At 43.3% G+C, this 13,895-nt stretch carries 16 protein-coding genes; 3 read left to right on the forward strand and 13 right to left on the reverse strand.

What is annotated here, in order from left to right; translation table 11 throughout:
- Positions 1–15 precede the first annotated feature (15 nt).
- The 5 genes from Q8W40_RS00950 to Q8W40_RS00970 all read right to left on the reverse strand — a co-directional run bounded on the left by Q8W40_RS00950 (position 16) and on the right by Q8W40_RS00970 (position 3,474).
- Positions 16–963 (reverse strand): polysaccharide deacetylase family protein, encoded by a 948-nt coding sequence (locus Q8W40_RS00950; protein WP_305395491.1) that lies wholly within the window; start codon positions 961–963, stop codon positions 16–18.
- Positions 964–1,416: 453 nt separating this feature from the next.
- Positions 1,417–1,941, reverse strand: coding sequence for a lipocalin family protein (locus tag Q8W40_RS00955; RefSeq protein WP_305395492.1), 525 nt, complete (start codon positions 1,939–1,941; stop codon positions 1,417–1,419).
- A gap of 64 nt (positions 1,942–2,005) precedes the next feature.
- The gene (locus Q8W40_RS00960) at positions 2,006–2,467 is read right to left on the reverse strand and encodes an OsmC family protein (RefSeq protein ID WP_305395493.1); all 462 of its coding nucleotides are present in this window, start codon (positions 2,465–2,467) and stop codon (positions 2,006–2,008) included.
- Between the two features lie 143 nt (positions 2,468–2,610).
- Positions 2,611–2,958 carry a hypothetical protein gene (locus Q8W40_RS00965; RefSeq protein WP_305395494.1) on the reverse strand — a complete coding sequence of 116 codons (348 nt, stop codon included), beginning with the start codon at positions 2,956–2,958 and terminating at the stop codon, positions 2,611–2,613.
- A gap of 213 nt (positions 2,959–3,171) precedes the next feature.
- Positions 3,172–3,474, reverse strand: a complete 303-nt coding sequence (locus Q8W40_RS00970; RefSeq protein WP_305395495.1) for a Dabb family protein — start codon at positions 3,472–3,474, stop codon at positions 3,172–3,174.
- A 253-nt stretch (positions 3,475–3,727) separates the two neighbouring features.
- Between Q8W40_RS00970 and Q8W40_RS00975 the strand changes: the two genes are divergently transcribed.
- Positions 3,728–4,483 carry a 3-hydroxybutyrate dehydrogenase gene (locus Q8W40_RS00975; protein WP_305395496.1) on the forward strand — a complete coding sequence of 252 codons (756 nt, stop codon included), beginning with the start codon at positions 3,728–3,730 and terminating at the stop codon, positions 4,481–4,483.
- A gap of 24 nt (positions 4,484–4,507) precedes the next feature.
- Here Q8W40_RS00975 and Q8W40_RS00980 read toward each other — a convergent pair whose 3' ends face one another.
- Both Q8W40_RS00980 and Q8W40_RS00985 read right to left on the reverse strand, forming a co-directional pair.
- Complete coding sequence (locus Q8W40_RS00980; RefSeq protein ID WP_305395497.1) at positions 4,508–4,969, reverse strand: GNAT family N-acetyltransferase; 462 nt, start codon at positions 4,967–4,969, stop codon at positions 4,508–4,510.
- 81 nt (positions 4,970–5,050) lie between these two features.
- On the reverse strand, positions 5,051–5,968 hold the full coding sequence (locus Q8W40_RS00985; protein ID WP_305395498.1) for a permease: 918 nt from the start codon (positions 5,966–5,968) through the stop codon (positions 5,051–5,053).
- 106 nt (positions 5,969–6,074) lie between these two features.
- Here Q8W40_RS00985 and Q8W40_RS00990 point away from each other — a divergent pair, with 106 nt between their 5' ends.
- Positions 6,075–6,371, forward strand: coding sequence for an ArsR/SmtB family transcription factor (locus Q8W40_RS00990; protein WP_101112231.1), 297 nt, complete (start codon positions 6,075–6,077; stop codon positions 6,369–6,371).
- Between the two features lie 78 nt (positions 6,372–6,449).
- Here the strand turns inward: Q8W40_RS00990 and Q8W40_RS00995 are convergent, their stop codons facing one another.
- From Q8W40_RS00995 to Q8W40_RS01015, 5 genes are all read right to left on the reverse strand, one after another.
- Positions 6,450–7,451, reverse strand: coding sequence for a FecCD family ABC transporter permease (locus Q8W40_RS00995; RefSeq protein ID WP_126606057.1), 1,002 nt, complete (start codon positions 7,449–7,451; stop codon positions 6,450–6,452).
- 6 nt (positions 7,452–7,457) lie between these two features.
- Positions 7,458–8,411, reverse strand: a complete 954-nt coding sequence (locus Q8W40_RS01000; protein WP_305395499.1) for an ABC transporter substrate-binding protein — start codon at positions 8,409–8,411, stop codon at positions 7,458–7,460.
- On the reverse strand, positions 8,411–9,223 hold the full coding sequence (locus Q8W40_RS01005; protein ID WP_305395500.1) for an ABC transporter ATP-binding protein: 813 nt from the start codon (positions 9,221–9,223) through the stop codon (positions 8,411–8,413). The genes Q8W40_RS01000 and Q8W40_RS01005 overlap by 1 nt, the downstream gene beginning before the upstream one ends.
- Positions 9,224–9,782: 559 nt before the next feature.
- Positions 9,783–10,283: an SLATT domain-containing protein gene (locus tag Q8W40_RS01010; protein WP_126606061.1), complete on the reverse strand. Its 501-nt coding sequence runs from the start codon at positions 10,281–10,283 to the stop codon at positions 9,783–9,785.
- Positions 10,284–10,694: 411 nt separating this feature from the next.
- Positions 10,695–11,201, reverse strand: a complete 507-nt coding sequence (locus Q8W40_RS01015) for a GNAT family N-acetyltransferase (protein ID WP_305395501.1) — start codon at positions 11,199–11,201, stop codon at positions 10,695–10,697.
- Between the two features lie 549 nt (positions 11,202–11,750).
- Here Q8W40_RS01015 and xthA point away from each other — a divergent pair.
- Complete coding sequence (gene xthA, locus Q8W40_RS01020) at positions 11,751–12,557, forward strand: exodeoxyribonuclease III (RefSeq protein ID WP_305395502.1); 807 nt, start codon at positions 11,751–11,753, stop codon at positions 12,555–12,557.
- Positions 12,558–12,630: 73 nt separating this feature from the next.
- On the opposite strand, the gene nhaA is transcribed toward xthA, so the two are convergent.
- Positions 12,631–13,800, reverse strand: a complete 1,170-nt coding sequence (gene nhaA, locus Q8W40_RS01025; protein ID WP_101112221.1) for a Na+/H+ antiporter NhaA — start codon at positions 13,798–13,800, stop codon at positions 12,631–12,633.
- Between the last annotated feature and the right edge of the window lie 95 nt (positions 13,801–13,895).

Genomic DNA, 13,895 nt, shown 5'->3' on the forward strand with positions numbered 1-13,895 from the left:
CTGTCAATGAAGAAGCTATTTTAAGCAGTCACTCCCTTCCGTCATCAATTTTTTTAACTCTCGATAATCCGTAAATTGAATGTTGTTCTCTTTTATTGATTTTTTAAGCGAACCATCGGTCCAAACGCGATATTCATCAAATCGTAATTCAGCGTCTCTGAATTGCTGCTTGGCACTGTCGGTTCGAAGTACAGGGTGAATCGCGACGTGATGAAGGGCTGGCTTGGCATCTTCAAACATTTCTTGATATTGGACTTGGCTTAACCCTTCATCCATTAACCTGTCTGTCGGATTGTAATACATCCAAAAAACATCTGGAGAGAAGAACCCTTTCCATTGCAGAGTCGCGGTTCGGCTCCGCTGCTCACGCTGACTCATCCAGTGGTGCTGAACAATAATAGGCAGTTTATAGTGCTTTGCGATGTTAAGGGTGACGTCCCAGAAATCTTCTCGATATGCCCAATACAGCATGTGGAAGTCTAGATGAGTCACATCGAGCCCCATTTCTAATGCGAGGTCGATTTGCGCTTCCAGTTCTTTGCGCACGTCTTTGATATTTGCGTGCTCTGCGAGTTCATCTCCCGTTGGCCACATGAAGCCTTTTTCGTTGTATAGCGAAGGGACCTCTTCTTGACTGAGTAATGGCGTCCAACTGTTGGCTTCTTGCCATTCGTTGGTCAGTGTTAGATGCAGGCCAACTGGTGCTTTATTGCTGATAGCATAACGTGCAGAGAAATTGAAATTTGGTGTTGGAACCATTAAAGAAAAGGTTTGAACAATGTCTTGCTCATACATTTCAAACACAGCCTTATCCATATCGGGATGCATCCCAATGTCGTCAGCATTAATCACAAAAACTGTGTCTTGCGCATCGAAGCCGAGGCACTGATTTATTTTGCTGGCATCGGAGCACCCACTCAGCAATAGTGCTGCTCCTAACGCACTGACCCATAACTTAGCCATTTTTCGCCTATACATATTCTGGTTTGAACAAAAATATGCCACAAATTCAATATGTGTAGTTTGACTTGTGTTTCGATTTTAAGAGCCTATTGAGCACCTTGAATGGAACATCCGAGCCATCTCGCATTTATACCCAAGTATCCTCAAGATGCTAGGTTCAGCGAGAGTTAACTGGCTTTCAGGCAAGGCATCGATTTGAAGATCTAGTGGTTCTAAATCAAGAATCGGTAACGCAGTATGAAAGCCAGTTAAACTCGCCCTTGGGAGCCCATATTCTGCCCCACTTCATCGTCTAAGAACTTGGAAAGGACTTGTCATTCCGCTGCGTTCCTGATTTTGAAGTGGAAAGGCTTGAATTGAAACAAAATATGAGGCTCTGAATCCTGCATCTTGAAGTCACTTGGGTATATATCCAGCTCAGGTATAAATGCTTTGAGGCGGCATTAGATAGGTCTATTTGAAAGGTTGCTGATTCACGAATATCAGCTCATTGGTGTTAAAACCTTTTGCTTTAGAGATCTCTACAAACTTGTCCTTAATCTCTTGGCTAACTTCAGATGTACGAGACAACAACCAAAGGTAGGAGTTATCTGGTCCTGAAACGAAAGCGTAATCATATCCTTCTTTTTCCAGTTCAAATACCACGTAAGAACCGTAAAACGGACCAAAGAATGACACCTTCAAGTAACCTTGATCATCGCCTTCAACAAAGTACGCCTTACCTTCTGCTTGGCTCCACTCTTTATCTTCAAGGGAATAACCACGATTGATAACGCGAATACCGCCATCGTCGCGCCAAGAATATTCCGCCGTTACCTGCTCTAATCCACGCTCAAACGAATGATCCAACCTCGCGATTTCATACCATTTCCCTAAATATCGCTCACCAGCAAATTCTTGCACTGGTTGTACTTTGTCTGGCATACCTAAACAGCCACTCAAAAATAGTATGGATAAAGCCACTCCGATAATTTTCATTGATTCCCCGACACAGTATTAAAAGGTAAATAACCTCAGAGCTGAGGTAGCTTGAGTATATATCTTACGAATGGATTTCGATTTTGGATTTCACTGAATTCGCGATAAAGCAGTTTTTGTGAGCCATTGCGTGCAGCTTTTGAAGTTGTTCTGGGGTTGGGATTTTACTTCCAGAAAAAGCCACAGTTGGGTTTAATGACACGTTACTAATCCACTGCTTTCCGTCTTCACCTTCCGACAATGTTCCGAACGCTTTGTCTTCGTAATGCTCCACCACATATCTTCGCTTAGCGGCAATCGCCAAAAAAGCCATCATATGGCAGCTCGAAAGCGTGGCAACATACGCCTCTTCTGGATCAACGGCCGTTTCATCTGACAAAGGAGAAGGAATAACTAAAGGAGAAGAAGATGCTTGTAGGCATAGTCCACCGTCAAATTCCCAAGAATGTGCACGGCTGAATTGGCTATCAGTAAACGTTTGATTTTCCGATTTTTGCCAACGAATTGTTGCGTGATGAGTCGTCATGGTTTTGAGTACACCTTGAGAAAAAACAAAGTGTACCCAAACTCTTGGATGGATTCGCGGAGAATCTTAACGATTTAAGCGGCCGATTTTATTTCCCAAGCAAAATAGGTAGGCACAATACAGTTGAGGGATAACACCCTTTCCTAATCATTCTCGTAAATGATGCAATCATTAGCGTCACGACGGGCACAATCGTTTCTTTGCTCGTTCAGTACCTTATCTTCGATATCCATCGCTTCCCAATCGCTATCGGTTGGAGAACGTCCTCGGTCCATAAACGTGATAAGTGGTTCGTCAGATTCATCGCTTTCCCATATGGATCCTTCGTATTCGAAGCCATTTTCTTTCTTCGAGCCTTCATTGCAGTTGGTAGTGGAATAAGCATGCGAATTTCGGTCGCAGGAATCGTAGAGAATAGAATTAGCGTAAGCAAGAGAAGGTAATTGACTGCTGAACATCAACAGAGAGACAGCAAAAAGATTTCGATTCATTTGTTTAATTAAAATTATCAATACAACTTAGGGAATGCATTCTATAAATAACCACGTTTTGGTCAATGTTTTTTAACGTAACTGTTTTCGCGGTTCAAAAATGAAAGTTTATTGGAAAAATCTTCTGCTAATAAAGGAACTTCTTTCGGAGTAGAGCTGGTAACGTAACAATACCAAGCTCCCCCCTCTTTCATGCTCATAAGAGCCAATGGTTTAATATGTTGGGACGTAATCAAGCACGATAATGTCTTCTAAGATAGGGTGAAATTGCGCTTTTAACGATTCATGCTCTGGGTGTTTTAAATAGTTCTGACGCCCTTCTTCATCTGCAAACGTCATAAAAATACAATGCGTATAATTTTTGTTTTTCCCTTCTGGGCTATCATTTTTGCCCCACTCAACAGACGCAACACCTTTCACTGTATTGGGTATCTCCAAAAATAACCCAAGCAACGATTGGATCTGCTCGTGTTGTGCTGCTTCTTTAAACTCTACAAGTAGTAGATGCCTTATCATTGTATTCTCCTTCGATTCGCTTAATTTCTATACATCATACTGATCGCTGAAAAGGTTTCCGCGCGCCAAATTGGGTTCTGCGAACTTCATTCCATGCAATGATGAGAAAGCCCCAAAATTCTGAACCTGTATCGACAGCAAAGTCTCACGTACCAATTTCCATTACACTGTAATTTCGGTTGGTTTTTGTTCTATACCACATCTCAAATTAATCTGAGATCGGGTTATTCAATAGCAGGAAGGGAGAAACTGAATGGTCAAAGTCGCAATCGTGACAGGTGGAGCAAGCGGTATAGGATACGCCATTGCTAAAGCTTTAGCTTCCGAAGGAATCCGAGTAGCTATCGCTGATTTGAATGAGAACGAAGGCAAACAAGCGGCATCTGAACTTGGGTGCGAATTTTTCTGCGCTGATCTCTCTCTGGAATCAAACAACAAAGCGCTTGTCGAACAAGTCCTGTCCAAGCTTGGTAGAATCGACATTTTGGTGAACAACGCAGGGTTTCAGCATGTCAGCCCAATAGAAACTTTCCCTGAAAATGTCTTATCTAAAATGCTTTCTGTGATGCTTACTTCCCCTTTCCTGCTCACTAAGTACTGCTGGGCACCAATGAAAGCCAATAATTGGGGAAGAATTATTAATATTGCTTCTATTCATGGTCAAGTCGCGTCGCCGTATAAAGCCGCATATGTGACCGCAAAACATGGGTTAGTTGGACTGACTAAATCTTCCGCGCTAGAAGGCGGCGAATGTGGTATTACCGCGAACGCTATCTGCCCTGCCTATGTCAAAACACCTTTAGTGGAAAAACAAATTGCTGACCAAGCCGCTAACCACAATTTGGATTACGATTCCGTTGTTCAAGAGATAATGCTGAAAAACGCCGCCATTAAAAGAATGATAGAACCCGAAGAGGTTGGAGCCATGGTGAAGTTTCTAGTCAGTGATTCAGGCAGATCAATAACGGGGGCAAGCTTATCCATCGACTTAGGGTGGACAGCTCAATAAGTGCAATGAGTGAATGGATAACGACTACAGTTTCTTTCCTAAGCACACGGAAACCTCTCTCCCAACGTATCTCCCGTACGCTGGAATATTGTGGTATCCGTGTTTTTCGTAGAAAGAAACCGCTTTTGTATTCACTCGTCTCGTAGACAGCAAAGCCGAACGATACCCTTTGCTGAGTGCGTATGACTCCAGTTCACTCAACAGTAGTGACCCTAGCCCCGGTTTCGCGGAGTACATACGTTTTATTTCGCAGGCGGATTCTGAATGATAACGAAATCCGCCGCATACGGTCGGTTCACAATTTAAATAACCCACCAGATATCCATCTTTTTCCGAGTTAAACGCTTCTACCTTGAACGAACTCTCACCGCTATCACTCGTAATAGAAGTTAGGCTCTTGTTTAGTTCCTTCACTAAAGATAGAAAATCGCGATCGTCCGGAGCGACATATTTGAAGCAGAGTCTTTCCGGTGTTCCAGTATTCATTATGCTTCCATCCGTTTAAACACTCGATTGTACACAGTTCGCCTTTCTCAGAATGTTCTGAAACTAAAAGTCTACTAATGGCTAAAACAGAACATTGTGGAGCAGCCCTGCACCGATAGCCATAGACAAAATCACAGCGATAAAAGAGACAACTAGGGTATTTTTAAACATCGATTTTAACAAGATAACTTCTGTTAAGCTGGCTCCTGCACTCCCGATTATTAACGCCATTACCGCGCCAAGCCCCATGCCTTTGGCTGCAAGTGCCGCACTCAGTGGAATAACTGCTTCTGCACGAATGTAGAGTGGGATACCAATCACAGCTGCAACGGGAATAGCCAAAGGGTTATCCTTACTCGCGACACTTGCGATAAATTCCGTGGGCATAAAACCGTAGATAATCGAACCAATGGCAATACCACCAATCAAGAAGGGTAAGACCTTTTTAAAATCGTTCCAAGTACTATGCCAAACCCTTACCCATTTGCTTTCTGGTTTATTACTCTCACTGCACGTTGTTCCACACCCTTTTGCAATTGATGCATCATAGACTTCAGGCTTGATGTACTTTTCAAATCCGAATTTTTCGAGAGAGTACCCTGCTATCACAGACACCCCCATAGCCACTGAGAAATACAATATTGTGACTTGATAACCAAATGTGATCGCAAACAATCCAATAATGATGGGGTTCAACAACGGGCTAGCAAATAGAAATACCATCATGGTTCCAAAGCCTGCTTTTGCTCTTAATAGCCCCTTTAAGAACGGGATCGTTGAGCAAGAGCAGAAAGGGGTGACTGCACCTAGGAAAGCGGCAACCACATACCCTTTACCATTTTTGCTACTCAGTATGCTCTGGATTTTTTGGGGCGGAATGTACAGTTGAATAACCCCCACCACATAACTAATGGCTAAAAAAAGTATGGTTAGCTCTACTGCTAAAAAGACGAACATGGATAACGTTTCTTGCAAAGCGAGTGAGTTTATATCGAACATAATTCAAATCTCTATATTTCTAGAATATTCGAAATATATTCCTTACCAATAGAATGATCAAGATATTTCTAGTAATATCGAAATATAATGTTAGAGAGGAATCTAAATGGACATCGAAATCGTCGCGAAGTCTCTGAAAGAGTTAGGGCACCCAACAAGGCTGACTATTTACAAAAGTGTTGTGAAAGCAGGGTTTAGAGGTATTGCAGTTGGAGGGCTTCAAGAAAGCCTTGCGATCCCAGGATCGACACTTTCGCATCACATATCGGGGTTGGTTTCAGCAGGTTTACTGACACAGCGCCGAGAAGGGAGAACGCTTTTTTGTGTCGCTGAATACGAAAAGCTCCGAGGCGTGATCAGCTTCTTGCTCGACGAGTGCTGCGCCGACGAAGAAGAAGAGTAATGAACAATGGAAAGGGTATACAGATAGAAAATAAGGTACCTAAAAAATTAAGGTACCAACTTCTTATACAATTTTCTGTTACACGGTTTTCTTCCACACAAGATACAGCACAAATACCCCACCAAGCGCGGCGGTAATAATCCCAACGGGCAGTTCTTGTGGCGCTAAAATAGTTCGGCTGACGACATCACCTGTGGTCAGCATCACCGCTCCCCATAGCGCCACCAAAGGCAACAATTTTCGGTGGGTCATACCAGAAAAAGGTCGCACCAAATGTGGCACCATCAAACCAATAAAACCGACAACCCCTGTAAGTGCAACAATGGATGCCGTACAAAAGGCACTGCATATGAAAATTTCACTTCTTAACCTGTGAACATTAATGCCTAGCGAGTGGGTTGTCTGATCGCCCACTAGCAGCGTATCTAAATCTCGGTAGCGCTTAAGAATCAACGCTGCCACACCAAGTACGCCAGCGAGTGCAAAGAATAAGTTGTCCCAGCGCGCTAACCCTAATCCACCCATGGTCCAGAATAAAATTGAACTGGCCGCTCTCTGGTCCCCTGAATAAATGAGGAAGCTTGTTACGGCACCAAACAGAAATGAAATGGCAAGACCACAAAGAACCAAGTTGTCATTCCCGCGTTTCTTTTGAATGGAGAATAGGATGATCACCGCCGATGCCGATACGATGCCTCCGGCAAACGCCGCTATTGGCAAAGACCAAGTCCCTAGTGCGTCACCAAGGCGCGTTATCACTAAAACAGCACCAGCAGAAGCCCCTGAAGACAAACCAAATAAAAATGGGTCAGCTAAGTCATTTCTTGTCGCGGTTTGCAGTAAAGCACCAACTAACGCTAACCCTGCTCCAGCAATGACCGCAAGCAGTGCTCTTGGTAATCGCAGGTCCATCAATATACGGCTGGTCATAGACATGTCATCGTCGCCAAACGAACGCAATCCAATAAACAGCTCGTCCATAGAAAGCGTTGTGGAACCAAGCACTAGACTTAATGTAAATACCACAAGAAGAGCTGCTCCTCCGAGCAGCCACATTATTGAGTAAGAATGAGACTTCATTTAGCGCTAATTGTTGGGAAATAGCGCACGTGACAGTTTTTCAATAGCATCTATATTGGCAGGACCGGGGGTAAGTTGTTCATAGCGAAGCTTTACATATCGCTTATCTTTAACTGCTTTTGTGTGCTGCATGAGTGGGTGTTGCTCTAAGAAGTTTTGCAAAGCATCTGCACCGCTCGCGCTTTGGTAATCCAAAAGAATGATCACGTCAGGGTTTTCTTTAGCAACGTGTTCCCACGATGTTGTTGACCAGCTGGTTTCCATGTTGTCTGTAACGTTATTTCCACCAGCAACCCGAATAAGTGCGTTAGGCATGGCGTATTTTCCAGCGGTAAACGGTTTATCTTCACCTGAGTCATACAGAAACACATTCGGTTTCGTTGCGCTGGAGCCCTGATTTTTTGAGACAGCTGCAATTCTGTTTTGCCATTCTTTGACTAATAATTTGGCTTTTTCTTGCCTATCAAAAATCACACCTAACTTCATGACATCGTCATACAACAAGTTCATGTTTGCGCTTTGCTCTAACTTATTGGTATGGATACAGCTCTCAGACAGTATTAGGGTATTGGTCCCATAAGGAGTTAAGGTTTTTGGCGTCACCTCTCCCCCAACCTTCATTCCATAATTCCAACCCGCAAAGAAAAAATCGGCTTTAGAGGTGATCAGGGTTTCTAATGATGGGTATTTGGGTGACAGCTCTTTAATATTACCCAGCTTTTTTTCAAAGCTCGGGGACATCTTGTACCACCCAGAAATACCAGTCACACCAGCCATGCTTTCTTGTAAACCAAGAGCAAACGCCATCTCCGTCATATTGATATCATGAAATACCGCTCGACTAGGGCGTTCTTTAATCACAAGGGGGGTTCCACAGTTATCAACGGTAACTGGGTATTGAGTATTTGCAGCTTGCGCCCAAACAGGTAAAAGAACCGTCAGAATGACAGACCATTTCATTAAGCAACTCCTAAAGATGGTTGTACCCGTGATCCAGCCGCTTCAAAGTGGTGAACGACATTGGTTAAATGCGGGTGATTAAAAGTTAAAACACGAAGCCCGAAAACAGGGGTAATGTGCTTGTCTTGTAAGATTTCTTCAGCGGTATCGCACCTCACTATTTTTTGCTCTGACATCAAAATCACTTTGTCGGCAAAGGGTGCGACCAACGGCAAATCATGCAATACAGCGATGGATGCCATGTTTCTGTTTTTTATTAGTTCCAGTAGTTCTAATCGGGCAAGTGGATCAAGATGGTTAGTTGGCTCGTCAAGCAGCATTAACTTAGGCTCTTGAGCAAATGCTCTCGCGATGTTTGCTCGCTGTTGTTCTCCACCTGATAACGCGCCCATGGGGCGGTCGGCTTTGTCACTGAGATTTACGTCTCGAATGGCCTGTTCCACCGCTCTCTCGTGAGTATTTTTAGAGCAACAAAAGGTATGAGGAACCCGACCCAACCAAACATATTCACGAACCGTAAGTCTTGGATCTACATGATCGTTTTGCGCAACAACAGCAATGGATTTGGCTTTTTGTTGCGGCGACATTTCGCTGACCGATATACCTTCTATAAAAAGGCGACCATCTATGGGTTCATATTCACTTGAAATTGCTTTCAGCAAGCTCGACTTACCGCAGCCATTAGGTCCAATAATCGCCACACACTCACCTGTAGATACGGTAAAAGTGGCTTGTGTTAACACCTTCCACCCTAGCGGGCTTTTGGCACATAACTTTTCTACATCGAGGACGAGCTCATGCTGTGTGGACATTGTGAAACCATAATTTAAAGATATGTTATAACATAACATAACATAATTATAGATATACATGTCAATAGCTTGTACGTTAGTTAACCTCAGCTTTGGATAAGAAACAGCATAACCATTGAATTCAATGAAAGTTGTACTTTATCTCCTTTCTAGTTAGAAGTTTTTGTTGATAACAAGGCGAATTAACGCGCCAATAGCGAGCCTATTGCAAGTGAATTCAACGCAGTTAGCGGCACAAACAGCGACTAGAAAGATGTTCTGTTATCCAAAGCTGAGGTTAGGGTCTGTTGACCTTTCGAGATGATTTTTACAGCAATTTGTGGGTGATTTATACAAGGCAAAGCTCATTCGGTGTAGCGCTCTACATCAATGAGCGATAACGCAGTAGAAATAAGCCACAAATGCTGCCCGAAGGGTTCAACTAGGCGTCCCCGCTCTATACTTTTTACTCTTTGTTGCAAGGTACTTGCTTAGAATGACTAGGCTACACACCTTGCGCCGCGATTAAAAGGCATAGAACTCGAACAAATTTTAACCACGAAAGGTCAACAGACCCTAGTTACAAACGCGTCATTAATCTTGCAGCCTCGTTTTCTGTATGCGTCTCTTTTTTGGCTTTACTCCAGCGATGGCTGAGAGCATGAGGGGCATCCGAGGCTATCTCGTCTTCTTTTTGCCTTATGGCATCAATATGAGTACCCAAATCCTTAATAGGCGCACGAAAGTCCACGACGTATTCAATCCGTTTTTTTAACGCACCATAGCGTCTTGCAACTTGCCTATGGGTGTCTGCTTTTTCTGAAAGCCTTAAAAAGGTTTGTAAATAAGCAAACAAAGCGGCCGACGTCCCTACGACTGGTGATAACCAAATGGGCTGGACATCACTGGCGAAAATCAAAACAGAAGACGCTGTCGTTAATACAATCAATACAACACCGAGCAGCAAATGATAACGCCCATAAGAAATTGCCGTATAGCTATGTGCCAATTGAGCCCTTTTGCACCTCGCCCGCCATTTGATCAAAGTTGCCATTTGCCCCTCATTTAAATTCTTCGCCATAACGTCACCTGAACCATTCCGAGCATTCAGCTTCCTTGCTAACAACAACTCCATTGCAACTGGTTTTGAGATAAAAACCCTGATTCGTATTCATTGACCTAAAACTTTCACAAATTCAATCTATTAAGTCATCATTACACATGAAATTCGTTTGATGAATTCACCTATTTAACGTATCAAATCCCATATTATCAGTTAGAAATATACTGTATATAAAAACAGTATTCCACTGGTGATTTTCGCTGTTTATTCACGGTGTGAACACTTTCAAAGTACAGAAAAGACAAAGTTCCCTCTGTAAGAAGATAGAGATAGGGGTGTGTAAAAGGTAAAAATAAACACGGTAATGTGCACAAAATGGAGACAGAGAAGAGGTACGAGGCAGGACAATAACTTTAGAGTCTGTTGATCTTAACTATCAATATCGGGGAAAACATAAATATCACAGCTTAGGTCGTCAGGGAATCTTTCTCTCCTCGACTTTACGCCACCCAAACGCTTTACCAAGGATTTCGCGGGCTTATTGGTGTCATTCATATAGGTCTCGACTTCTTGCCAACCAAACTCGCGGTAGGCATGCGAGATAACGGCAAGAGAGGCTTCCACCGCGTAACCTTTTCCTCTTGAATTTGGTAGCAACCACCAAGTTAGCTCTCTTGGCCAGCCCAACCCTTGCCAAAACCCACAAACGCCAATGATTTTACCTGAACTTTTTTCTTTGATAGCCCAAACGCCAAAGCCATCCACGTACCAACCACCAACATCGCTTTTAAGTCGAGCCCATGCCATTGAACGTGAAATAGGCCCACCATATGCCTCTGACGCATCGCTATCGGTATAAAATGCCTCATAAGCTTCAAAGCAGCTTTTATCTGGCGCGACTAAAAGCAGCCTATCGGTTTCAATTTCAGGGATCATTATGTGTAAATTCGATTAGGTTAGAGAGTGGGGATGAGTATCCATAAAAAAACACCTACATATCGCTATGTAGGTGAAAAATGTACCACAAATTAAGGTTGCTTATACACCCCTGCAGGTGTGTACGGCAAGGCAGATACTATTAGACAAAACACTGTTACTCAACCCCTTTAATAGCACTAAATTCCATATAAAATCGACATTACCGTACATTGTCAAAAATCTAAGCATTGATGCAGCACGATATCAAAGATACAAAACTAAAATGTTGACAGATCGCATCACTTAACATTACGGAGTTCTGTATATTTTTCATACAGCCCATAAAATTTTATGAACAAACACAGATAAAGTGAGCACCAGCAGAGTTAAAGCGGTTGTGGAGAAAACGTCTAAATTTAGGACATTTGAATTCAGGTGGGAGTGTCGAGGTAGAGATGCCGAAATAAACATGTTTAAATTGGTGTAGAAATGAGGGTTCGTTGTAGCGAAGCCTATGAAAATAGATACCTTATGTCGCACAAGGTCTCACCAGAGGATAGAAAAATAATGAAAGTGATAAGCTTCAACATAAATGGTCTTCGAGCTCGCCTTCACCAATTGCAAGCATTAATAGATAAGCACCAGCCAGATGTCATCGGTCTTCAGGAAATCAAAGTTCATGATGATGCGTTTCCTTTGGAAGACGTGGAAGCGATGGGATACAAAGTTTACTACCATGGTCAAAAAGCGCACTACGGTGTCGCTATGCTATGCAAAACAGAGCCGCTCGAAGTAAAGAAAGGCTTCCCAACGGATAATGACGATCATCAAAAACGCATGATCATGGCGACGTTTGAAGATGAAAATGGTGAAAAAGTCACGGTACTCAATGGCTACTTCCCACAAGGTGATAACGTCGAACACGAAACAAAGTTCCCGTATAAAGAACAGTTCTACAAAGACTTGATGGCCTACCTTAATGATCACCATACCAACGAAGAACAGGTCATTGTTATGGGCGACATCAACATTAGCCCTATCGACTTGGATATCGGCATCGGTGAACCGAATCGTAAGCGCTGGCTAAAAACAGGAAAATGTTCTTTCCAGCCTATCGAACGCGAATGGCTACAAACGTTATTAGATTGGGGTTTTGAAGACACATTCCGTAACTTGCACCCGGATGTCGAGGACAAGTACTCTTGGTTTGACTACCGCTCTCGTGGGTTTGATGATAACCGAGGTCTTAGGATTGACGTGGTATTAGCGACACCTAGCTTAGCGAAAAAGTGCGTTGAAGCCGATATTGATTATGAGTTGCGCGGAATAGAGAAGCCATCCGATCACGCACCTATTTGGTCTGTTTTCAAATAAAAATTTGAATCGATAAACACTAAAAAACCCCGCTATCTCTAGCGGGGTTTTTGTTTACTTGAAGCTGCTGTAATTAGTGCTGTACTTCTTCTACCGGAACAGGCTCTTTAGGTAGCGAGAAGTGAAGCAGTAAGTAGCCAAGTATTGCTGAAGTCGTCGACCCCATCAGGATACCCAAGCGAGAATACGTATCAAATTCTGCGCTAACATCAACAAACGCCAATCCAGATATGAATATCGACATGGTAAAGCCAATACCACACAGTACCGAAACCGCAAATATGTGTTTCATATTGATACCTTCTGGTAACTTAGCCACCCCCATCTTCACAGCAACCCAGCTGAAGCTGAAGATACCGAGAGGTTTACCGACCAATAGCCCCAGCGCAATACCCAACGGCAGCATTGAGGTTAAACCCGACATGGATACGCCTGCCAACGAGATACCTGCATTTGCAAACGCAAAGACTGGCAAAATAAAGAACGCGACGTAAGAGTGCAGTGCATGTTCAACGTGCTTGAGTGGCGACCGCTCCCCTTTGTTGCCATTAAGTGGAATAGCAAAACCGATTACTACACCAGCCAACGTTGCGTGCACACCAGATTTCAATACCGCGACCCACAGAATAAAGCCAACAATGAGATACCATCGAATCTTACTGACGTGTCGACTGTTCATAAAGAACAAAACGGCAGTGGCAACGAAGCCTATCAGAAGCGCAGTAGTCGAAAGATCGCCAGTGTAAAACAGTGCAATAATAACAACGACACCTAAGTCATCGATAATAGCTAAAGCAAGTAGGAACACTTTAAGGCTTACTGGTACGCGCTTACCGAGAAGCGCCATAATACCTAAGGCAAATGCGATATCTGTTGCCGCAGGGATCGCCCATCCTTGCATTGCTGTTGGGTCACCGCTATTGAATGCGATGTAAACAAGTGCAGGTGCGAGCATTCCGCCAACAGCAGCAATAGCTGGGAAGATTGCGGTTTCTTTGGATTTTAACGCGCCTTCGAGTAATTCGCGCTTAACTTCTAGACCAATGAGAAGGAAGAAGACGGCCATCAAGCCATCATTGATCCAGTGAGAAATGGACATGCCCAATACATAGGTGTGTAGCCCTGCTTGGTACATTTCGTTGAGTGGGGAGTTCGCGACGAACATAGCAATTGCAGCCGCAATTACTAGGATGATACCACCCGCGGATTCCATTTTAAAAAAATGTTTAATGACATCATTCATGATATCGCCCTTTCATCTACTTTGTTAATAGAATGCTAACAAACAATAATTCAAATTTTATAGTGTGATGTCGCTTGGGAAAAATCGCTTGTTTG

This window comes from Vibrio penaeicida (genome assembly GCF_030689305.1).
Taxonomy (GTDB): Bacteria; Pseudomonadota; Gammaproteobacteria; order Enterobacterales; family Vibrionaceae; genus Vibrio; species Vibrio penaeicida_B.